Annotated in this window: 21 protein-coding genes and 1 pseudogene; 8 read left to right on the top strand and 14 right to left on the bottom strand. The window is 33.7% G+C overall.

Features of this window, described 5'->3' with window-relative positions; genetic code table 11:
* Positions 1-138: 138 nt before the first annotated feature.
* Positions 139-1143 carry a DUF3231 family protein gene (locus OK414_RS09345; protein WP_205662677.1) on the bottom strand — a complete coding sequence of 335 codons (1005 nt, stop codon included), beginning with the start codon at positions 1141-1143 and terminating at the stop codon, positions 139-141.
* A 312-nt stretch (positions 1144-1455) separates the two neighbouring features.
* Here OK414_RS09345 and OK414_RS09340 point away from each other — a divergent pair, with 312 nt between their 5' ends.
* The 5 genes from OK414_RS09340 to OK414_RS09320 all read left to right on the top strand — a co-directional run bounded on the left by OK414_RS09340 (position 1456) and on the right by OK414_RS09320 (position 4680).
* Positions 1456-1641: a hypothetical protein gene (locus OK414_RS09340; RefSeq protein WP_263046188.1), complete on the top strand. Its 186-nt coding sequence runs from the start codon at positions 1456-1458 to the stop codon at positions 1639-1641.
* 108 nt (positions 1642-1749) lie between these two features.
* Positions 1750-2019, top strand: a complete 270-nt coding sequence (locus OK414_RS09335; RefSeq protein ID WP_095380514.1) for a CPCC family cysteine-rich protein — start codon at positions 1750-1752, stop codon at positions 2017-2019.
* Positions 2020-2960: 941 nt separating this feature from the next.
* A complete protein-coding gene (locus OK414_RS09330; RefSeq protein ID WP_016766171.1) occupies positions 2961-3188 on the top strand; it encodes an alpha/beta-type small acid-soluble spore protein in 228 nt (75 codons plus the stop codon).
* A 434-nt stretch (positions 3189-3622) separates the two neighbouring features.
* Positions 3623-3832 carry an alpha/beta-type small acid-soluble spore protein gene (locus OK414_RS09325; RefSeq protein ID WP_047933096.1) on the top strand — a complete coding sequence of 70 codons (210 nt, stop codon included), beginning with the start codon at positions 3623-3625 and terminating at the stop codon, positions 3830-3832.
* A 335-nt stretch (positions 3833-4167) separates the two neighbouring features.
* Positions 4168-4680: a DUF3231 family protein gene (locus OK414_RS09320; RefSeq protein ID WP_263046189.1), complete on the top strand. Its 513-nt coding sequence runs from the start codon at positions 4168-4170 to the stop codon at positions 4678-4680.
* 734 nt (positions 4681-5414) lie between these two features.
* On the opposite strand, the gene OK414_RS09315 is transcribed toward OK414_RS09320, so the two are convergent.
* From OK414_RS09315 to OK414_RS09285, 7 genes are all read right to left on the bottom strand, one after another.
* Positions 5415-5975, bottom strand: a complete 561-nt coding sequence (locus OK414_RS09315) for a maltose acetyltransferase domain-containing protein (RefSeq protein WP_263046190.1) — start codon at positions 5973-5975, stop codon at positions 5415-5417.
* Positions 5976-6051: 76 nt separating this feature from the next.
* Positions 6052-7041 (bottom strand): carbohydrate kinase family protein, encoded by a 990-nt coding sequence (locus OK414_RS09310; protein ID WP_263046209.1) that lies wholly within the window; start codon positions 7039-7041, stop codon positions 6052-6054.
* Positions 7042-7094: 53 nt separating this feature from the next.
* Entirely contained in the window at positions 7095-8555 is a 1461-nt protein-coding gene (locus OK414_RS09305; RefSeq protein WP_263046210.1) for a glycoside hydrolase family 32 protein, read from the bottom strand.
* 21 nt (positions 8556-8576) lie between these two features.
* Complete coding sequence (locus OK414_RS09300) at positions 8577-9818, bottom strand: MFS transporter (RefSeq protein WP_237893871.1); 1242 nt, start codon at positions 9816-9818, stop codon at positions 8577-8579.
* Between the two features lie 178 nt (positions 9819-9996).
* Entirely contained in the window at positions 9997-10845 is an 849-nt protein-coding gene (locus tag OK414_RS09295; protein WP_221782535.1) for a carbohydrate ABC transporter permease, read from the bottom strand.
* The gene (locus tag OK414_RS09290; RefSeq protein ID WP_263046191.1) at positions 10845-11789 is read right to left on the bottom strand and encodes a carbohydrate ABC transporter permease; all 945 of its coding nucleotides are present in this window, start codon (positions 11787-11789) and stop codon (positions 10845-10847) included. Before OK414_RS09290 ends, OK414_RS09295 begins: the two co-directional genes overlap by 1 nt.
* A gap of 21 nt (positions 11790-11810) precedes the next feature.
* Positions 11811-13112, bottom strand: a complete 1302-nt coding sequence (locus OK414_RS09285) for an ABC transporter substrate-binding protein (RefSeq protein ID WP_263046192.1) — start codon at positions 13110-13112, stop codon at positions 11811-11813.
* 554 nt (positions 13113-13666) lie between these two features.
* On the opposite strand from OK414_RS09285, the gene OK414_RS09280 reads away from it, so the two are divergent.
* Together OK414_RS09280 and OK414_RS09275 are read left to right on the top strand one after the other, a co-directional pair.
* On the top strand, positions 13667-14641 hold the full coding sequence (locus tag OK414_RS09280) for a LacI family DNA-binding transcriptional regulator (RefSeq protein ID WP_263046193.1): 975 nt from the start codon (positions 13667-13669) through the stop codon (positions 14639-14641).
* Between the two features lie 559 nt (positions 14642-15200).
* Positions 15201-16112, top strand: a complete 912-nt coding sequence (locus tag OK414_RS09275) for a DMT family transporter (protein WP_263046194.1) — start codon at positions 15201-15203, stop codon at positions 16110-16112.
* Positions 16113-16193: 81 nt separating this feature from the next.
* On the opposite strand, the gene OK414_RS09270 is transcribed toward OK414_RS09275, so the two are convergent.
* The 6 genes and pseudogenes from OK414_RS09270 to OK414_RS09245 all read right to left on the bottom strand — a co-directional run.
* Complete coding sequence (locus OK414_RS09270) at positions 16194-16667, bottom strand: GNAT family N-acetyltransferase (RefSeq protein ID WP_263046195.1); 474 nt, start codon at positions 16665-16667, stop codon at positions 16194-16196.
* Positions 16668-16874: 207 nt separating this feature from the next.
* Positions 16875-17909, bottom strand: coding sequence for a DUF3231 family protein (locus OK414_RS09265; protein WP_216874918.1), 1035 nt, complete (start codon positions 17907-17909; stop codon positions 16875-16877).
* A gap of 625 nt (positions 17910-18534) precedes the next feature.
* Positions 18535-19095 (bottom strand): DedA family protein, encoded by a 561-nt coding sequence (locus tag OK414_RS09260; RefSeq protein ID WP_216874916.1) that lies wholly within the window; start codon positions 19093-19095, stop codon positions 18535-18537.
* A gap of 164 nt (positions 19096-19259) precedes the next feature.
* Entirely contained in the window at positions 19260-19418 is a 159-nt protein-coding gene (locus tag OK414_RS09255; RefSeq protein ID WP_016766227.1) for a hypothetical protein, read from the bottom strand.
* A 555-nt stretch (positions 19419-19973) separates the two neighbouring features.
* Positions 19974-20567 (bottom strand): GNAT family N-acetyltransferase, encoded by a 594-nt coding sequence (locus tag OK414_RS09250; protein ID WP_263046196.1) that lies wholly within the window; start codon positions 20565-20567, stop codon positions 19974-19976.
* A 70-nt stretch (positions 20568-20637) separates the two neighbouring features.
* A pseudogene (locus OK414_RS09245) lies at positions 20638-20931 on the bottom strand (LysE family translocator); the annotation flags it as partial.
* A 96-nt stretch (positions 20932-21027) separates the two neighbouring features.
* On the opposite strand from OK414_RS09245, the gene OK414_RS09240 reads away from it, so the two are divergent.
* The gene (locus tag OK414_RS09240; RefSeq protein WP_216874912.1) at positions 21028-21486 is read left to right on the top strand and encodes a hypothetical protein; all 459 of its coding nucleotides are present in this window, start codon (positions 21028-21030) and stop codon (positions 21484-21486) included.
* Positions 21487-21724: the final 238 nt, after the last annotated feature.

The following is a 21724-nucleotide window of genomic DNA, read 5'->3' as shown; positions in this document are numbered from 1 at the left end:
CAATGCATATCGTATACAGTTTAAAAATCGAAAAAACTACTGAACAGGGATCAGTAGTTTTTTCTGTTTCTTGAATGGTCAATAGTCAGTTGACGTTGCAGAGCGTCTTGAGTAGTTTGCTCAAAATATTAGATTTTATTATTTTTCTTTTGTTATTTCTTTTCTGTTAGGAGCAAGTGGTGGCTGTTCTAACCATTTATTTTTCACCATAATATCAAACCATTTTTTTGTTACCATTAAATTCTTTAGAATAACACTTTCGTAAGCAGCTACAAGATCTGTTCGCATGGCTGATGCTAACCCTGTTCCATGATACGCTTGTGCAGCTTGGAATAAGAAACCAATATGATACATCATTAATTTATCAGAAAAAGGAGAGTCCGTTGAAGTTGTTACTTCTGTCTCCCACGATTTAGGAACTGGTAAATTATCTGCGTGCATTATTTTTGAAAAGGCTTGTATTTGATCATCAGCTGTTTTCTCCGAATCCTCTAAAAATTTTCTTACTTCTTTTGATTGAGAGACCTGGCTAAATCCAATAGAAAGAGTTTTAGCCATAATGCTTTTTTTAAGGTTGAAAGAAATACTTATGATTTCTAATGCCGTTAACCGTCTGCCTTTCCCGAAAAACCCATCCGTAAAATCCTGGCTAGAAATATATTCAGGGTTCGTAGCAGGATAAAAATAAGGGTCCCTCTGAAACTCCCCTTTTTCAAGTAATAATTCAATCGTTTGATGATACATCCTTTTAGCATCATTATCACATGAATCGTAGAAGTGGCGTAAGTCTTCTCTGACAGAAACACCTAATGAGGTTGTATGTCCTAGCAAGCCATGTAACGTCATGATATGTAAATAATTTAAGCAGAATATGTCCGTGAACAATCTCTTGGTACCGTTATTAAGATCAGACTCAGTAAATCCAATTGGAACTGGAAACCCTTCGTTTTCTATAAAAGCTACAATTTGTTTTTTTTGTTTTGCGAAGGTCTTGATAGCATCTTCAAAAATGGTCTTTATTGACTCATCCTCAATAATAGAGAACATATATCGATTTACTACATCCGTCATTGTTCCGTTTACATACTCTCCCCATAGTGTCCCTATTTCAGAAGATGTGAGTTTTAACTTATTCTTATCCACATTATCACCTCTTGGATAATATTTACTAACTTATTAATAGATATGAATTTTTTCTTAACAAAAAAAGGTTTTCAGCATGTAATTTCCGATAATTGGTATTATGTTAACTAACTTTGTATATGTTATACACACTTAAATTCTATTTTGATTGTATGTTACAATGTAATTATAAGGAAAAAGAGGTGTATATAGGTATGTTAACTGCAGTAGTTTTAACTATTTCAATTTTATCTTTGGCTTGGATTGTAGGACAAAGAGAGCAGCAACGTGAAAAATAATTGATTAGAAGAAAAAGCAATTGAGGTGATTTATATGCAAAGACAACAAGGTATTTCTGTACTTTTACTAATGTTAGGAATGGCATCTATTTCTTTAGGGATGGCCCTAAAGAATGTATTTGAGTACTCTCCAACTGTAGGATGGCTTTTAGGAACCCTAATATTGATAGTTAATTCTATTTATACAGGTAAAAATATAAAAAAGAAAAGTAATACATAATTAAATTTAGAAGTGCTTGGATAATTGTTATCCAAGCACTTTTTGTACCGATAATGGACCTTATGGTAACTTACGTCTATACGATTATGAAATGAGGTTAGTTAGTTTATGAATGGTAATTATACTTGCCCTTGCTGCGGATACAAAACACTAGATGAAGAACCACCAGATACCTTTGATATTTGTGAAATATGCTTTTGGGAAGATGATGGTGTGCAATTTCAAGATCCTGACTTTGAGGGTGGAGCAAATGTTATATCATTAAGACAAGCACAACAAAACTTTGTAAAGTACGGAGCCTGTGATAAGGAAAGTTTAAAATTTGTAAGAAGCCCAAATAAATTTGATATAAAAGATTCGCAATGGAAACCTTTATAATTTCACTTGCTTATTCTTAGAACGTGTTTTATGTTAACTAAGGTTGTATATCATAATCACCCTAAAAAACAGAAAAAACCTATCTGTTTCCAGTTAAAAGAGATAGGTTTTTTCTGCTCTATTGCTAAAGGATTTTCGTAGATGCCTCACGGCGTCTTGTTTACTTTGTTCAATTTAGTAAGAATTTATGTATAGAAAATAGAAAAACTACTGTTGCCTAATCATTAGTTTTCTCGAAATCATATATTGACCTGTAGATTAGGATGCTCACGAAATAAAGGGTTATACAAAGAAACAGCAAAAAGCTCACCTTATATGACAAAAGATGAGCTTTTTGTTTGAAAAAGAAGCTGTATATTAAAGTAGTTTCTTTAAAAATAAGATGTTCATACATTTTTAATTAAATTTTGAAAAAAAGCTTCCTCCCTAAAGCCTCAACATTCAAAGATGAGTTTATTTTGATTATCTTGTAAATTTAGCCGTCGAAAATCCTACTGGACCTCATCAGTAGGGTTTTCTGCTTAAGAAGGTAGTTAGTGAATGAACTTCACTTCTAGAATAGTTTGTTCTATAAATTATATAATATACTTTAAATTCCCACTGAATATTATAGTGTAATTAACTGGCACACACATGTTATCTTTGAAGCTAGGGCTCTTTTCTGAATAGGAAAGGGGCCTTCTTCTTTTTATTTCTTCATTGATAAAATATCTTTTTCAAAAAAGGATTGCACTAGCAATTGCAATCCTTCTTCCACATGGCAAATAGTATTTTCACAAGGAAGTGAAGGAAATATTCTTCCCAGTTTGCATTGAGAACTTAATCCATCACGTTCTTTATTATCACGAAATAGGTGTCTTTTATTCAGCCAATACTTCCCTTGTATGCGATTGAGACAAAAACATATGCTAGAAGTATACACATGGAGGAGGTGAAATAATATGTCAAACAACAGTGGAAGCCGTAATCAATTATTAGTACGCGGATCTGAACAAGCAATCGATCAAATGAAATATGAGATCGCTAACGAATTTGGTGTAAACCTTGGTGCTGAAGCAACTGCACGTGCAAATGGTTCAGTAGGTGGCGAAATCACAAAACGTCTTGTAGCTACAGCTCAACAACAATTAGCTGGTGGATTTTCAGGACAATCAGGTACTTCTCGCTAATTTTGAGGCTTACATTTAAATTTAATACCCTTTATGGCTTTAGCTACCTGCTTCATAGGCAGGTAGCTTTTTTATGTATTTTATTTTTTTACAAAAAAAGAAGCTCCTACGCAGAAGTAGCTTCTTTTGCTATCGTTATCTCAATTTTAAAAAATGTTAAGTAGGTCTCACCCCGATTAACGTTAAAAAAGAAATTAATTATATATAAGAGCATGAAAAAAGAATGACAAACGAGGTGTCATTCTTTTTCCTACACATGGCAAGTGTATAGATTTTATAACAAGGAAATGAAACATGTAATTCCACTTTTTACAGCGTAATTTGTTTCTACCCTTTAGTATAGTCAATGGATGAGGATTTATCCATCCATTAATTACCATGTATGTACTCCTTGTATAATAGGAAACTTAAGAAAAACAAGGAGGTGACACAACATGGCAAACAACAACAGTGGTAGCCGTAACGAATTATTAGTAAACGGTGCTCAACAAGCAATTGACCAATTAAAATACGAAATCGCTAGCGAATTTGGTGTAAACCTTGGTGCTGATACGACTTCACGTGCAAACGGATCAGTAGGTGGCGAGATCACTAAGCGTCTTGTACAAATGGCTGAGCAACAACTGGGCGGAGGACGTTTCTAAGACAACTTTATAATGATGGCTGAAGGAAGAATGGGTATCCCTTCTTCCTTTTATTATGGAGACTTTCTATTATCATAGGCAAAAGGCCGAATAAAAAAGCATATATAAACCAAAATAAAAAAACTGCCCAAGAAGGCAGCTCTCTTTATAACAAGGGTATTGTGGTCGATACCCGTCTATGCATCTTGATTAGTTTACCTAAAATAGTGAATAGTATTCCTTAATAAAACTACCTTTTGTATATATAAGAATAATAAAACAAGGTATGGAGAAGTCAAGCATGTGCATAGTGAGAAAGGTTGCACATTATTATGAATATGTTAAGGAGGATAACAATGGGTATTTTAAGTGGAAATCCTACAGATGAACCCATGCATTATGGTGAGGTGTTTGGAGCATGGTCGTTTCTCTCTGCTTCCAAAGGGTTAGTAGCTGGTTATCAAACATTTCTAAATCATGTAGGAGACAAGGAGCTACATAAGTTAGTTCAGGACACAATTGAACAATGCCAGCAAGAAATGAAAGGTGTAGAGACTCTATTAAAAGAGAATGGTATGGCTTTACCTCCAACTCCACCTGAACGTCCAGAAGCTTGCTTAGATGATATTCCAGTAGGTGCACGTGTTCAAGATCCAGAAGTCGCTGCAGCTATCTCAACGGATATAGCTGCTGGTCTAGTTGCTTGTAGCCAATTGATCGGCCAATCCATTCGTGAAGATATTGCTGCCATGTTTGCACAAATTCACATGCAAAAAGTAGCTCTTGGTGGAAAGTTTTTACGACTTAACAAAGAAAAGGGCTGGTTAGTTCCTCCACCACTTCATAAGTCTAAACAAACGGATTGTTAATTATTAGATCTAGATTTCCATCAATAAAAAGATGTTTCTTAGCAAATAGAAACATCTTTTTTATTTTCCACAAATCCCAGTATGGTAACTATATATGTATACGATATACAGCTTAAAAATAGAAAAAACTACCTGTCGCAACAAAGGCAGGTTTTTCCTTTATGAAACTTTTGGGTAGAAAGCTAATAAGCTTCTTGAATAGTTTGCTCATATATTTGGTTATTAAACCTATGTTATTAATTGTATTCCACAATGTTTTTTGTATAAAATAAAAAGGAGGAACAATACGCAATGAAATTGTCCCTCCAAAGCAGAAAATAAACAAAACATGCTGCATATACAATGTTTTGTCGTTAATCAATAGTATACCATGAGAATGATGACCCATAACCTTTGATACACTCATGTATATAAAATGACATATGGTGTAGTCTTAATGAAACATTAGTCACAAAATAAGCAGCATTCTGTAATAAAATATAGAATATTGCTTAGTTGGGAAGCGTAGTTACAAAAGACATCCCTCTAATGCCTGTTGTAGGAAATCCATGTAAAGTAATTAAGAAAAACTAGTTAAAAAAACAATATCTGCATGTTTAAACCCTTTTACTTTTATAGAAGGGTTTTTTTCCCCCTCCATATATTCAATTTAATCACCAATTAACTAATAAGTTAGAAATTCAGATCTCATTTAACGTACTGTTACTAAAATTTAGTGAAATAGCCTTATAAACTTAATTCTCAATTCTTTTAATGATTTTCGCTGGATTTCCTCCCACCACTACATTGTTAGTTACATCTTTAGTCACTACTGATCCAGATGCAATAACAACATTGTTTCCTATCGTCACTCCTGGATTTATCACTGAACTTCCACCAACCCATACATTGTCTCCAAAAATAATTGGTTTTGCGTATTCCTTTCCTGAATTCCGTTCATTTGGATCAATTGGATGAGTTGCTGTATAGATATGTACACCCGGGCCAAGTAAACAATTATCTCCAAATCTCACTTCACAAATGTCTAGGATGACACAATCAAAGTTTGCAAAAAAGTTTTCGCCAACAAATATGTTATAGCCATAGTCAACTCTAATATTTGGTTCAACGTATACGTTTTCCCCAGTAGAACCGAATAAATCTTTTAATAATTTAATACGCTTATTACCTTCACTCTCTAAAGTTTCATTATATATTCTAACCTGCCTTCTAGCATGTTCTCGATCCTTTCTTAATTGTGGGTCTGCAGGATTATACATTTCTCCACCTAACATCTTTTCTTTTTCAGTCCTCATTATTTAAACCCTTTCTTTTAACCCCTACTTATATTGTGAATTCCAAACTAATTCCCAATTATAGATACATATTTTCTTAAACTAATCTGCCTCTTTGAGTAGCAATAAAATTCATTATATGTTGTTTTCCAGGTGCTGCGTGAATCGCTCCTTTTACTGAGGCAGTAAGTGCCCCACTTGCATTAGCAAAGGTAAGCAATTGTTGATGGTGTTCACTCACTTTTTGACATAGATTGTCACTAGATATATCAATTGAAAGCAATTCAGATAAAAAACCACCTATAAATGCATCACCTGCTCCGGTTGTATCTGAGACAGTTATTTTAAATCCTTTATCCTCAAATTGTTCTCCATTTTTCAAATAAATAATGGCTCCATCTTTTCCTTTTGTATAAACTACTACTTTTACATTGCCAACAAAAAGGGAGTTAATAGCTTCTCTTTCTTCTCTAATGTTAGTTATAAAAAATAGTTCTTCATCCGATACTTTCACGATATCTGCTAAAGGTAAAAAGTCTAGAATTGTTTGGCGACAGCTTTCTTTATCAGGCCATAAGGGAAGACGAACATTGGGATCAAAACTGACAATTCCCCCTATTTTTTGAAAACTATCTATTACTTTTACATGAGTTTGTTTCATTGGACTTTCGACTAAATCTACAGAACAAAAATGAAGAAGGTCTCCCTTATCAAACCACTCTACTTTCACTTCGTTTGGTAAAAGTAATAAGTCAGCTGAATTCTTTCTATAAAAACTGAAGTCTCTATCACCCAATTTATCTACAGATACGAATGCCAAACCGGTCTCTCCTTCATTACATCGAATAATGTAGGAAGTATCTACTCCATTTTCTTCAAGCACATCTACTAAATAATCACCAAAGCTATCATTAGCTATTTTCGTTAGCATTACAGAATTCCCCCCGTATTTTGCAATCGCAATTGCAACGTTCATAGGAGCTCCCCCAGCTACGCGTTCAAAACTAGTAACTTCTTTTAAAGACTTTTCTTTTTGAACAGGAATAAAATCAATTAATGTTTCACCAATACAAAAAACTTTTTTCAACATCCTCACCCCAAAACAATGAACAAGTGTACAAACACTTGTTCATTCATAATTTATTTCCAGATATCCTTTAACTTCCAATATGTTAACTCCTTAACTCTTACATCCTCGCCATCTGCAAACACTTCAATGCCTAATCTATCTTCAGATGGATAAATACGACTTGTCATAGTTGCTTGTCCTTCATTTGCAAATACTTCAATAGAAGATCGATCAATGAATATGCGTAAGGAAAGCTCTTGATTTGCTCTAAGAATGGTATTTCTCACACCATCTTCAGCTTTACCAGACTTAGAACAATCGAGTTTTAGTGTTTGTTTGTCCAAGTGATACGTTAATACAGTCTCTTCCTGGTTAACTCCACGAATTCTTATTCCAACAGACTGAGCGTTACAATTAGTTAAGTCAAACACAGCTTTTATTTCAAGTAAATCATCGTTTGTTTCTATTAAATGGCTATTAGAAATCACATTGGTAAGTGTATTATGTTCAACCTCACGTAATAAGTTTAATTCTTCCACAGGATTCATTAGAACTTTATCATTCTCTCCTAATGTAACTTCACGTGGCAATGTAAGGGCCCCACACCATCCATCTTCTTTTGTCGGCATATCGGATTCCCACATATCCATCCAACCAATAGCAATTCGACGTCCTTTTTCATCTAATAACGTTTGAACTGCATAAAAATCATGTCCATTGTCTAACTCATTAAATGATCCGTGCATAAACTCGTTTGTTTCGTAATTGTAATCTCCAATTAAATATCCCGTTTGGAATAGATTGTTGTATAAGTCCCCATCTTTTTTAATCCCTTGTGGAGAAATCATGAGAACATATTTTCCATCTAATTCGAAGAAATCTGGACATTCCCACATAAATCCGAGCTTTTCGTTTCCTTGTGCCAATACACCAATGTATGACCACTTACGTAAATCTGGAGAACGATATAAAATTACTCTGCCCACATTCTCCTTCGTCGAATTTCCTACTACCATATACCAACTATCTTTGTGCTTCCATACTTTAGGATCTCGGAAATGATGACTACTATCCGTAGGCGGTTTAGGGATTACTGGATTTTCTGCTATCTTATGAAATGTTAAACCATCGGTACTAACAGCAAGATTTTGATTTTGATAAAATAAATCTTTTTCTTTGTCCACATAGTGATGACCTGTATAGATCAACGTTAATTCACCATCATTATCTACAGCGCTTCCCGAGAAACACCCGTTAGTATCACAAGCAGCACCAGGAGCTAAAGCGATAGGCAAGTGTTCCCAATGTACAAGATCTTTACTCTTTACATGTCCCCAGTGCATTGGACCCCAGTTTTCATCGTAAGGATGATGTTGATAAAATACATGATATTCTCCTTTATACTGTACCAAGCCATTTGGATCATTAATCCAGTTGGCAGGTGCCATAATATGATAACCTAACCGATAACGGTTATTTACTCCTTCTCTTGCAGTATCCAATGCTTCTTGCGCTTGCTGAAGTTTGTTTATTGTGAACATTCTAACATCTCCTTATATAACTTGTTTTATGTCCTTTATATCTCCTTCTAAACCTTTGCTTTTATTAGAACTTAATAAAGTAAACATTGAAATAATCGTAAAACATAGGACCATTGTGCCTAGAATAAGGTAAGTATGACGGAAACCTATCATGTCGTATAATTTACCTGCAAAAGGTGATAACAGGGATGCACCTATTTGAGAGGCAGCCTGAAATCCAACTAAATATAAAACAGAAGATAGTCTTGTATCGAAGTTAGCTGCAAAATATTTAAAAATAGCAATCAACATAATAGGTAATTCTAATGCATGTATTAATTTCATTGAAGAAATACCAATTGGCCCTACTACAAGCCCCGAACCAATAATACGAAGTGCCATTAGAAGACCGGCTAATAATAGTCCATTTTTGGCTCCAATTTTATTTACAATGAAAGGTGCAATAAACATCATTCCAGCCTCTAAAAATACTTGAAAAGAACTTAAATATCCAAACACCTGGTTCCCTGTGGCTTCAGTAGCGAATAAAGATGTGTAGTAAATTGGAAATTGTTGATCGTACACACTATATACACACGTTACTCCAATCACATACATCATCAAAAACCAAAATTTCTTTAAAAGAAAAAGTTGTCCAACATCCTTTAATTTAACGGATTCAGCTTTTTCTAATTCATAGTTTGTAACTTCTATTTTCACTGATAAAATAATTCCAACTAAGATAATTGCTGAAACAGATGCCACCCAAAAGTTGATATTTGGGTTAATGTTAAATAGCTGACCTGCAAAGAAGGTTGCTGACGCCCAACCTAAAGAACCCCACATTCTAGACTTTCCGTATTCAAAATCGTATTTGCGGCTAACTTTTTCAACATAGGTTTCAATAGCGCCAATACCTGCAGAAATACCAATGCCTAAATAAATAGCTCCCACAGCTGCACCTAAAATCACATTATATTTTAATAGTGGTCCATATATATAAATATAAAATGGTCCTACAAATACAAGCAGTAAACTAATAAAAGATAATATATTTTTCTTTAGGCCTATTTTGTCAGAGATATAACCATATACAGGCTGTATACACAATGCGAATATAGCGTTTACAGAGAAAATCAAACCTGTGGCTGATCCACTTAAATTTAATTCTTGTTTTAACCAAATAGGAAATAAAGAGGCGCTAGAAGACCAAGTAAAAAAGAAGAAGAAAAAATAAGCACTTAACTTCCAATAGAGAACTTTTGAACTTTTCATGTTTGTTGCTCCTTTAACTAGATATATAGAATCTTTGAAACAAAAACTGAAAGCACTTTCACATTGATTTTATGTCAACCGGTTTCACAAGTCAATGCTTTTATGTCAACCGGTTGACATTTATTTTAAAAATTACCCATACATAGGTATTGTTTTCGAAGCAATAATCTAATTTTCCTTATTTAATACCTGTTCCTGAACCACCAATCCCTTCTAAAATATAACGCTGAGCCACTATATAAATAAGAATTAATGGAATGGTGGATATTGTTAAAACAGCCATAACTTGATTCGTGTAAACTGGCTCCGTACTATTGATGGCTGTTATTGCTACTTGAATCGGAAATTTTGACTTGTCTGTTAAAACCATTAAAGGCCAAATATAATCATTCCAACTTCCGATAAAGGCTAAAGTTCCAACTGTAGCAACAGCCGGTTTAGACATCGGGAGCATAATTCTCAAGAATATTTGCCACGTATTTGCCCCATCCAATTTGGCTGATTCAATAATCTCTGCTGGAATAGCCATAAAAAAGTTCCGGAATAGATAGATATTGAATGCCCCTGCTAAGGCAGGAAGGATTACGGCGAGACGAGTGTCTACTAATCCCAGCTTGTGAACTATAGTAAATTGGGAGATTAAGATTGTTTCAAGTGGTACGATTAAAAGCGCCAATAAAAGACCAAACAGCACTCTTTTTCCATTAAAATTCAATTTAGCGAACGCATAACCTGCCATCCCATTGATAATGACAGAACCTGCAGCTACACATAAACCATAAAACAAGCTGTTTATTATATAACCAAGTAAATGAAAACGTGACAGAACTTGCTTATAAGATATAAACCAATCTGACGGATGAAAGGAAGGTAGGAAAGCCTTAATACTGTTCATGTTATTATAAACTTCTGCTTCAGGTTTCATTGAGGACGCAATCATCCAAAACAATGGGAATATAAATAATACTGCCAGCAAAACTAAACAAATGTATTCTAGAATTGTTAAAGGCCCGAATTTTCGTCGCATTATTCATCTTCCTCCTTCACTAATTTCCGTTGCGCTAGCGTAACTAATCCAATAATTGTTCCAAATAGAAGAGCAATTGAACTAGCATATCCGACCATTCGATCCGTAAAGCCAGTTTGATAAATGTAATACACAACTGTCATCGTGGAGTTTACTGGCCCACCTTGTGTCATAACCATTGGTTGGACTAATAATTTAAACGCACCAATTAATGTCGTAATAAATATAAAAATAGAAGTTGGCTTTAATAATGGTAACGTAATATAAATAAAGCGTTGCCATTTATTCATTCCATCTAGCTGTGCAGCTTCATAGACGTCTCCGGGTATATTTTGCAAACCTGCTAGGAAAATTAACATTTGAAAGCCAGCCCCCTGCCATGCTGACACAAAAACAATTGTAAACATAGCCTGTTTAGGGCTCGTTAAGAACGGTTGAGCTGATATACCAAAATAAGTGAGTACATTGTTTATAATTCCTTCATTTGGATTTAACAGATACAGCCAAAGAACTGAGATAACAACGAGCGACATTACCACAGGACTAAAGTAAGCTACTTTAAAAAATGTGTTAGCTTTCCGTTGTTTGTTTAACAGGAGGGCCAGCCCAAGAGCTGCCCCTATTTGTAAAGGAATTACCCAAACGACAAATTTCAGTGTATTTGCCAAGCTTTTTAAAAAAATAGAATCTTGAAATAAATTGATAAAGTTGTCTATTCCTACAAATTTGCGCATATCAGGTGTTAAAAGATAATAATCCGTAAATGCATAGTAGACAGACATAACAGCTGGGATAATAAGAAACAGCAATAAAAGCAATAATGCTGGTCCTAAAAATGTATAAGCTACTACATTTTCTTTCCATTTAATTTTATTTTTGATGTTTTTTTCTGTTCTTGGAAATGTGTAAAGAGTCTTATTTCCTTTTAATCCACTTTTAATCATAATACCTCCTTCTAGCTGCTTTTATCGATTAGATTTATCGATAGCTGCTTGCATTTCTGTAGCACGTGTATCTAAGACTTTTTTAATGTTTTTGTTTTGATCATAGAAACTGATATCATCAATTGTTTGTTGGAAAGCACGTGTTACTTGTGGATATGCTGGTGTTACTGGTCGAGCGTGTCCTGATTCCTTTAATTGCTTCATAAACACATTCATTTGATCCGAAAATTCTTTTGTAAGTACTTTTTCAGAAGAGTAACGAACTGGTAGTGCTGCAATTGTACGACTTAATTCTAAATTCGAATCTTTATTTGTCATCCAATCTACTAGTTTAGCAGACCATTCTTTATTTTCAGATTTCTGTGTCATTGCAAACTGCCAACTTCCTGAAGGTGAAACTAGTTTTTTTGTTTTTGGTGATACAGGATAAGGCATCACACCATAGTCAACTTTTTGAAAGTTTGTTTTCATATCCGTTACTGTCCATACACCACTAAACTTCATGGGATACTTTTCTGTTTCAAAAGCTTGTTTGACTGGAGTACGCGTTGTATAACCTTCTTTTAGCATCGTTTGAATAAAAGTCATGGCTTCAACACTAGGCTTTTTATTAAACACACCTTCTGCTTTGGTACCATCTTTTGAGAGAATTTCTCCGCCTGCAGACCATACAAATGGCGTTAGTGCATACGTTAACATTTCATCTTTTGATTGTAATTGCATATCGATAGCCGGTTTATTATATTTTTCTTTCAACGTTTTACAAAGAGCCATGAATTGATCCCATGTCCAAGGATTATCAACTGTCGGTAACGTATTTAAATCAACGCCTGCGTCTTGTAGCATTTTTTTATTGTAGTAAATTCCCACGGATGATTCACTCGCACCAATCGCATACAATTTGTCTTTGTATGTTCCTTGTTGCTTGATACTCGGTAGTAAATCATCTTGTTCTTTCACGTAATCATCTAGTGGAGCAATGATTCCAGATTTTGCGTAAGCAGCCGTATTTGGCCCATCCAATGTAATAACATCTGGTAATGTATCCGTTGTCAACGCTGCGTTTACTTTATCTTCATACCCTCCACCGTTCCCACTACGTGGAATAAATTCGATTTTAGCTTTAACATTTTTAGATGCATACTTCTTGTTAAAAGCATCAACTCGTTTTTTATACACCTTACCTTCTTCACTATCATCTGATACGTGTACCCACATTGTAATCATTTGTTTGCCGTCACTGTTTACGCTTTTCCCCTTACTACAACCTGCTATAGCAAGAATTAGTAATAAAGATATACCTACTAAAAACCATTTCTTCATACGTTCCAGTCCCCCTTATTTCTCCTTATTCACAACAAATATATAAAAGCGCTTTCAAGGAGTATTTTATGTCAACCGTTTACATATGTCAATCGGTTGACATTTTTTTTTTGAAATATCAAACTTTTCGTTTCTATCCTTAAAACGAAGGTATAATATATTAGAATATATGCATTATCAATATCTCGTTCATAATAAATGTTAATGTTCGTTCGATATAAGCTAATAGTAATTAACCTCTAATTCTTGCACATGTTAGAGATATTTTCTACAATAAGTCCGTACCAAGTAAACTTTAATTAATAAAAACATTCCTCACAATAAACTATTTCAAAATACAGGAGTTTTATTAATCTGGAAATTATAAAGCTGTCAAAGGAGGAATTAATGTTAATCGTTATAAAGTATTTATCTAATGTTTAATAAGCTATTTCCTTAACCTAAATAAAAAATTTATTATGTAATTAAAAATATAAAAGCTTATTTAAATAACAAAGAAAAAAATCCTAATATAATATTAAAAAGTGGTATTTAGTGGGGTAGGAGGAAATAAAATGAAACCTAATATCCATGACGTAGCAAAAGTTGCAGGAGTTTCATCCACAACCGTTTCACGTGTCTTAAATAATCGAGGGTACATAAGTGAAAAAACAAAAGATAAGGTTTATAAAGCAATGGAGGAAATTAATTATTTTCCAAACGATTTAGCGCGTTCCTTATTTCATAAAAAAACAAATTTAATAGGATTGATTATACCCAATTCAAGTAACCCATTTTTCGGTGAACTTGCCTTTCATATTGAAAGTGTTTGTACATCGCTAGGTTATAAATTATTGCTTTGTAACAGTTTAAACCGTATGGATAAAGAGGAAAAATACTTAGAAATGCTTATACGAAACCAGGTAGATGGGGTCATTGTTGTAACATACAACCGAGGAGTCCTAGATTATCATAAACAAAATTTACCCATCGTAGCGATTGATCATTATTTATCTGAAAAGATTCCTGTTGTAGGATCCGATAATTATGATGGAGGAAAAAAAGCTACAGAGTTGTTAATAAAGAAACAGTGTGAAAATATCATTCATATTAATGGCCCACTCGATCTGGAAACGCCGGCAAACTTAAGAAGAAAAGCGTATGAGGATGTTATGAAGGGATACGGGAAATCACCAATTACATATGAAGTCTCTCCTCAAAAGAGTCGTGAGGAGGTAATTGCTAAGCTTTTTGATGACCATCCAGAAGTAGACGGTATTTTTGCAAGTGATGATCTAATTGCGGCTGCTGTCATAACAGAAGCTAGAAAAAGAGGGAAAAATATACCGACTCAATTAAAAGTGATTGGTTACGACGGAACAGAAACAGTAAAGGCTATACTACCAGAACTAACGACCATACAACAGCCTATTGAGTCTATTGCAAAAGTAGCAATAGACATTTTATCTAAAGAGATTGAAGGCGAATTTACCAATATAGAACTTGAAACCTATCTTCCTGTTAAGCTCTTAGAAGATGGAACTACTTAAATAAATTTATAACATTTACAAAGGAAAAAGTTTTCTCTTAAAGACCTGAAGCAATTTATTCTTAATTTAGAGTGATTAAAATAGCTATCTTTTCCCAAAGAACTCGAGCTTGGTTGTCTCAGAAAGTTTAAGAAATTAGGATGCGGAAAATTTCATACACAAGCAAAAGGATCCTTGTTAGAGGCCTCCGGTGTAGATTCTTTTGTCTGATTCCTTTAAGAGACATTATGGCAACTAAAGGCGTATGCTTTTTTGAACTCTCTTCATTTATAGAAGGAATTCCTCAATCTTCTTTTTTATAAATTAAAGTTTTACCTTTTACGTTTAGTGGGGGCAAATACTTTATTTGTCGTCAATTAGAGTAAATGGTAAAACTAATCATTCTAACGAAATACTTTACTATTTACTTAAGTAATATCATATTATGGGCACTCTAAATATTTATAATATATGAATTTTGTGTATCAATTTCTCTCTAAATGAAAATCACCAAGTTTGATATGGTAATATTTAGATGATTCATTTTGTTAGTAAAATCAACTGAGAGGGAGCTTGTAGCATGACAAATTTCCTGTACATATTTTGCCTGTTTGCATGGGGGTTGAATTTTATTGCTGTAAAAATTCAAGGCACCCCTGTAAGTCTGGAATTATCTTTAACTTATCGTCTTCTTATTACAGCTGTCCTATTTATTATTCTAGGTGCTTTCTTACGCCCTAAAGGTATACCTCAAAAGAAGGATGTTCCCTTCATTCTCATATTTAGTATTTGTAACTTTATGTTAAGTTACCTATGCCTCTACTATGCAACCATTCTAAGTTCAGCAGCCATGGTTACATTAATCTTTTCTTTAAAAGTTATTCTAACTCCTATTGCCCTACGTATCTTTCTAAAAGAAAGCTTTCATCCACGTATCTTACTTGGTGGACTATTAGGCGTTGCAGGTGTCTGTATTTTGCTCCATCCAAGTATGGGAGACATTCATGGGTTAGCTGATTTAAAAGGAATGATGATTGCCTTTTTAGGGACTGTTATTACAGCCCTTGGGGATGCTGCCTCAGCAAGGAACGCAAAGAAAAAAGTAAACCCACTATATGCAAATGCGATAGGCTTTACAGTAGGTGGCTTATTATTAGGTGGAGTTGTAATCTTTCAAGGTCAGGAAATTAGCTTCCCAACATCGACTTCCTATTGGTCAGGTTTACTTTACTTAACAATTATCGCCTCTTTTGGTGCATGGCTATTTTATCTAAAGCTTGTCGAAAGAATTGGTGGGGCCAAAAGTGGATATATGGTCGCTCTTTTTCCAGCTATAGCAGGAGTTGCTTCTGTTGCTATTGGCGAATCTAATCCATCTGTCTATCTTTTAATTGGATGTATCTGTAGTTGTCTGGGAGTTGGAATTGCTCTCGGTTTAGGTTCATATCTATCTAAAATAGCTCTAAAAACAAATAAATCTGTAAATAAATAAGAAATATAAAATCATACTAATAACTACGAAGAATCTTATATAGATTCTTCGTAGTTATTTTAGTTATTAATTAACCTTAAATTAAACTAAATGTTTTACAAATAGAACTCGATCCTGATTAACTCCATCATAGTTATTATGTAAAGATACATTATCTAAATTCTTATCGCCTTGTTCAATCTTAAATCCCATATTTGTATGATAAGCAATTGAGGTTTTATTAACAGAAGACGTTACACATCGAATAGTATTTCGTCTATTTTGTTTAATAATATCAAAAAAATGATTATATAACTGTTTTCCAATCTTCTTTCCTCTATATTCTGGATGAACTCCGACAAAATGAATATATGCTTCATTCATATGGGATTGAGATAAGAAACCAATTAGAAACCCTCTAATTTCACCTTCTTCTTCAGCAATAAAACTTGTATTTTGAAAATGATCAAAAAATAGTTTTGGCAACATATCAGACATTTGTCTACCGTTCCACCACTCATTAATTAATGGAGATATTACGTAATAATCTGCTCCCTCTACTGAACGAATTTTCATTCTAACCTCTCCCTATTTCATTTATAAATTTACTCAAGTTAATGCTATCACAGGAAAAAAGTGTTATGTTGATAATTATCGCTCCAATAGATTAATCACTAGTACAAAAGTGCAAAGAATAGACAATCGTGGTTAACATAAAACGGCTTATCGGAAATTACATGCAAAACAACCTTCCATAAGGGGTTTTTGTTATTTTCACTAATATTATTTTGAAGCTAAATTTTCTCTATCTACAGCCTCTGGTGGAATTTCCATCCATCCATTTTCCATCATAATATTTGATGCATCCTTAACAAAATTTGCTATATTCATTAAAGATCTCCCATAAAGTAACGCTAAATCATGTCTTCCATTTACAGCTAGTGAATTCCCAAATGCTCTTATTTTCATGGAAAACATATCGACCTTATGAAACAGCATTAGTTTATCCGAAAAAGGTGCGAAAGTTGAAGTTGTGACTAGATGGTCAATAAATTCTGGAGCAGGTAAGTTCTCACGATGAAGTTTTTCTATGTAATGTTCAACTGCTTTATGCGTAAGGTCTTTTCCTTTTACAAATATGCCCCTAACTTTTTGGCTTTTGGCAACTTGACTAAAAGCCATGATTAAAGCTTTGCTTGTTACGTTATTTTCAATATTATCGTATAAATGAGCAATTTCTAACGCATGTAGAGGACGAACATCTCCAACAAAACCACTCAAATAATCAGTACTGGCAATTTTCACTTGTTCTGGAGCTGGAATAATGGGTGGGGCAATAATAAGGCTTTTATCCATTAAAATGGTTTTAATTTCTTCCATTAATTCCATGGTCGAGTTCATACAGTAAGTTAAGAAATTGCGTACATCTTCTCTATACATTAAAGGTATAGCGATACTATAAATGCTAAGTCCTGCTTTTGCTGCATACTTTAAATAATATACATAAAATTCATCTGCAAATAATCTTGGAGCACCTAGATTAACGTCTTCCTCTGTAAAGCCATGTGGAATAGGTATATTTTCTTTGATAAATATCTCTTTGACGCTACTTTGAAATTCTTCGGTTAATCTTTTCGCATGTTCTACTAGCTTTTTTATGTCTTGATCTTCAACATGTTGTAGAAAATAATTTAAAATACAATTACACATGCTATTACCCATATAGGTTGCCCAGAGTTTTCCCATTTCTGGAGCCGTCAATTTTCTATCAGGATTTGATTTTTTTAAGCCTATCTTAATTGGTTTAATTGTTCCCATTTATAGTCTCCTAAGTTTATTTTTCTTAGGCTTGCCTTTTATATTGTTTTTATTCTTCATACTCTGTAAACATTACAAGTCCCTTCAGATCTTTTTGAAGATATATATATGGATTGTCAGGAACAGTTTAGGTTGGTAATGTTAAACTGCTCCTATTTTATTTTTATAGAGTGGGTAAGTTCAATACTGTATCGATATTATTTAAATCTAAACTGATCTGTTCGTTTGTATCCCAAACATTGTAATCCTTATAAGCTTATTTAATAACATGAATACCACATACATATCTAGTCAACATAATGTGAATTCTAGGCATAAAAAAGAACCCTTCCAAAATTAGAGTTCTAATTAAAATCTCTTTTTGTCGTATGCGGCCTTTTACGATCAAGTAGCTACTTAAGCCCAATTAATGGTTAGTGTAAGTTGCTTTTAATATGTAATAATAAATTTATAAATTCCCAAATCGCTAATACCATGCCGAATATTAATAAAAATAAAGAAATTGAAAAGAAAATTTGTTGTACCAATTTCACATCACATGGCTCCTTTAATTAAATAATTCCCGTATCGCTTAGCCTTTTTATAAAACAAGTCTTTTCATGAGCAATATGAAGCAGCAACAATGTCACGACTCATTTTTATTTCTTTTCACCTTGTAGAAAATGAAGCATAAAAAAAGAATAGCGACTAGCAGTAGTACAACAATAGACCAGTGTTGATGTAGCCAAATCAACACTAATTTAATCTTAATTTTTTGGTTAAACTTATAAACTATAAAAGTCCAACCGCCTGAGTATAGGGAAGATGCTAAAAAGTTAGCTAGCAAGTATTTTTTTAACGGAAACTTCAGCATTCCGGATATATAATGAATAGGATGTCGAACTCCAGGTACAAAAAAAGCTAGCATAATCGCCCAAGCCCCAAAATGGTCAAGTAGCTTCTCAGCTTTTTGTAACCATTTTTTCGCCATCCAATTTTCAATTAGAGGCACCTGCCTAAAGAATCTTCCTACTAGAAAGAACCATAGAAAAGCTATAAAGAGTGTAATCCAAGACGATATCCACACTATATAAGGGTTGATATCCTTAGAAGCCCAGATACCGACTTGAGTCAACATTAGGACATCATCAGAAATAGGCGTAAACATAATTTCTAATGCTAGTCTAATTAGTTCATAAATTTTCATAAATGCTCTCTTTCTCCTTTATATCTTGGTGCAAAGGCAACGCAACATACATCATTATCTTGTTTTGCTCTCTTTCCGCCCATATTTCGCCTTGATGAAGTTTGACAATTCATTTGGCAATGGAAAGGCCAATTCCCGACCCTGCCACTTTGCTAGACCGTTTTTTATTCATTCGAAAGTAAATTATCAAAACCGCGAATCATTTTTTCAATATCTATGGACATAAAGACAGCATCATCAGGAATATTTACTTTTACAGAGAGCCCATGATTTTTAAAAATAGGGGTATATTCTTCTACAGGGCTCAATATTGTTTCCGTCATGCTTTTCACTCCAACCATTTTTATATGTATTTAAGTATAGAGAAACTTTAAATATTCAAATAGCCGCTGAAGAAGCAATTTTAGCTACGTCTTAGGTCGTAGAAGGAGGTATATAAAAGCTTGAGGATTTGCTCCAGATCGTCAACCCTTAATCTTACCGAATAATCATCAGGCTCGTACTGCAATATACTTTGAAGATCCTGATGGAAATATCCTAGAATTCATTTCACCCCTTCGTATAGATGTAATGGAAGAACTTCCTAAGATGGAATTAAACTAATGGGAAAAAATGAGGATAAAAAACAATAATAGGGGCATACTACTCAAGAAGCTCATTAGCTTTCCACATGAAATTTTTGCAACAGAAAACCCAACCTTTAGGACTCAGAGGTTGGGTTTTTACTTTTTAAGCTGTTTAAGAATATTCTATTACTTATACTTATGTTGGATGTGAAAAAGAAGCCTAGTTCGTTTGCTACAGATCTAGGCGACATAATGGCGCACAAATCCTTATAATACTGTACCTTAGTAAGAATTCTCACGAAGAAGAGCAAATCAACCTCTGCTTTTCTTATCTATTCGATCAATTTGTTGTGACTTCCATTCAGACTCCAGTATTGAATATTGATACTCATCAACCCATTGTCCTTTTGACATATAATTTTGTAATAAATGTCCTTCCCGTCTCATGTTTACACGCTCTAGAACAGCAATAGACTTTTGATTTCGAACGTCGGAGAAAGCAGTTACTTTGTATTTTCCTAATGAATGAAATATATAATGTAATAAACCTGAGGCTGCTTCGCTTGCATATCCATTCCCCTGATATTCTGGAGAAAGAGTAAATCCAATTTCTACGATGCGAGGTTCATGTAAAGGTGTGTGAAGCGCACAGTCTCCAATAAGCTGGTTATTCTCAGCTAGAGCAATCGCAAATTGAAACCAAGTTCCTGGTTGATTGGGTATATTTCTTATTTGGTCGTTAACAAACGATTGTGCTTCGGAATATTGATAATTCTCCCATGATTGAAACATAGCAACTTTTGGATTAGAACGGTATGAGTGAAAGTATTTTGTATCACTCACCCTAAATCTTCTTAAAACTAGACGATTTGTTTTTGTAAAAACCTGATTCTCGTATATTTCCATGATTATCCTCTCTATTCTTTACACCTTTCATAGAGCTTGTTTTGCTCCTCCATCGGTCTTTTTTCTATTATATCTTTCGTATATTAAGTGTATCAGTCACAGCTTGAAAGGATGGATTGGATTTATCGAGTATCATCCGAATTCCTAACTACACCAAGTATATAACACCAATCATCTTAATCGTATTGAATAGAAAAACAGATTTTACAAGTCTCAATGATAAACCACATGCTACAAATAATGTGTGAACCAAAGAACCTATAATAATCTCTAAAACAGAATACACACCTGCTTCTCTACCTTGTGACATACTTCTTCCTACGATGTACATCGTATCGGATCCAGAGATCAAGTTCAATAGAATTCGTGTTCATTAACCCGTTTAGCACAATAAGAATCACGTATATTAACTCTAATTGGAAGGATAATACTATTATCTTTTAATTTGGAGGGTTCTACAATGAAGAAAGCACATATCTTACTTGTTGGTAGTTGTTTGTGTTCCATCATTTTTGGTTCTGTTAATACTTACGCTTATACACCAGAAGAGCTTCCCACATCTCAATCATCAGAACATTGGAAAGTAATGATAGACAAACCTGATGTTAAAAACTTGAAGGATAATGATATGTTTAATACCTATAGTATCGATGTGAGAAACTTAGGTGCACAGGTTTATGATGCTACAGTAGAAATCTATAGAGACGAGCCAAATACAAATACTAAAAGTGAATTAATCACATTTAAAATCCCTGATTCCCAGAATTTCTTCCATCATCAAAATCAACCTATTTCGGTTGACTCAAAAAAGATCGAAGTAGTTGTAACATGGAAAGAAGAACCCTTTAGAGTTATGAAGGACGGAAAGAAATATTCTGCACGAAAGTTTAGACAAACATTTTTATTTCCACAAAGTTAAACTTAAAAGCCCTCTTTGTTTAAAAGAAGGCTTTTCTTTATTTATTCTTCATTTAAATAATTACCATTTTGGGAAGAGAAATATGTATAAACACTTCAATCCCTTTAACACCTTGTAATAGGTTTAAATAAAAAGTAAATTATTCTTTCTGCTCATTTGTAAAATTAGAACATTCCCCTCTATAATTCCTCTATAATTATTGATAATTTTCAAATTGCAGAATATAATAATAACAAGA

This window comes from Priestia sp. JV24, from assembly GCF_025910025.1.
Classification (GTDB): domain Bacteria; phylum Bacillota; class Bacilli; order Bacillales; family Bacillaceae_H; genus Priestia; species Priestia megaterium.
The sequence above is the reverse complement of the archived record's forward strand: the minus strand, read 5'-3'. Positions and strand labels throughout refer to the sequence as shown.

Bases quoted from the DNA above. Each gene is read 5' to 3' on its own strand.
- OK414_RS09340 (WP_263046188.1), top strand. From the start codon at position 1,456: ATGCAAAGACAACAAGGTATTTCTGTACTTTTACTAATGTTAGGAATG.
- OK414_RS09335 (WP_095380514.1), top strand. From the start codon at position 1,750: ATGAATGGTAATTATACTTGCCCTTGCTGCGGATACAAAACACTAGAT.
- OK414_RS09330 (WP_016766171.1), top strand. From the start codon at position 2,961: ATGTCAAACAACAGTGGAAGCCGTAATCAATTATTAGTACGCGGATCT.
- OK414_RS09325 (WP_047933096.1), top strand. From the start codon at position 3,623: ATGGCAAACAACAACAGTGGTAGCCGTAACGAATTATTAGTAAACGGT.
- OK414_RS09320 (WP_263046189.1), top strand. From the start codon at position 4,168: ATGGGTATTTTAAGTGGAAATCCTACAGATGAACCCATGCATTATGGT.
- OK414_RS09315 (WP_263046190.1), bottom strand. From the start codon at position 5,975: ATGAGGACTGAAAAAGAAAAGATGTTAGGTGGAGAAATGTATAATCCT.
- OK414_RS09300 (WP_237893871.1), bottom strand. From the start codon at position 9,818: ATGAAAAGTTCAAAAGTTCTCTATTGGAAGTTAAGTGCTTATTTTTTC.
- OK414_RS09295 (WP_221782535.1), bottom strand. From the start codon at position 10,845: ATGCGACGAAAATTCGGGCCTTTAACAATTCTAGAATACATTTGTTTA.
- OK414_RS09290 (WP_263046191.1), bottom strand. From the start codon at position 11,789: ATGATTAAAAGTGGATTAAAAGGAAATAAGACTCTTTACACATTTCCA.
- OK414_RS09285 (WP_263046192.1), bottom strand. From the start codon at position 13,112: ATGAAGAAATGGTTTTTAGTAGGTATATCTTTATTACTAATTCTTGCT.
- OK414_RS09280 (WP_263046193.1), top strand. From the start codon at position 13,667: ATGAAACCTAATATCCATGACGTAGCAAAAGTTGCAGGAGTTTCATCC.
- OK414_RS09275 (WP_263046194.1), top strand. From the start codon at position 15,201: ATGACAAATTTCCTGTACATATTTTGCCTGTTTGCATGGGGGTTGAAT.
- OK414_RS09270 (WP_263046195.1), bottom strand. From the start codon at position 16,667: ATGAAAATTCGTTCAGTAGAGGGAGCAGATTATTACGTAATATCTCCA.
- OK414_RS09265 (WP_216874918.1), bottom strand. From the start codon at position 17,909: ATGGGAACAATTAAACCAATTAAGATAGGCTTAAAAAAATCAAATCCT.
- OK414_RS09260 (WP_216874916.1), bottom strand. From the start codon at position 19,095: ATGAAAATTTATGAACTAATTAGACTAGCATTAGAAATTATGTTTACG.
- OK414_RS09255 (WP_016766227.1), bottom strand. From the start codon at position 19,418: ATGACGGAAACAATATTGAGCCCTGTAGAAGAATATACCCCTATTTTT.
- OK414_RS09250 (WP_263046196.1), bottom strand. From the start codon at position 20,567: ATGGAAATATACGAGAATCAGGTTTTTACAAAAACAAATCGTCTAGTT.
- OK414_RS09240 (WP_216874912.1), top strand. From the start codon at position 21,028: ATGAAGAAAGCACATATCTTACTTGTTGGTAGTTGTTTGTGTTCCATC.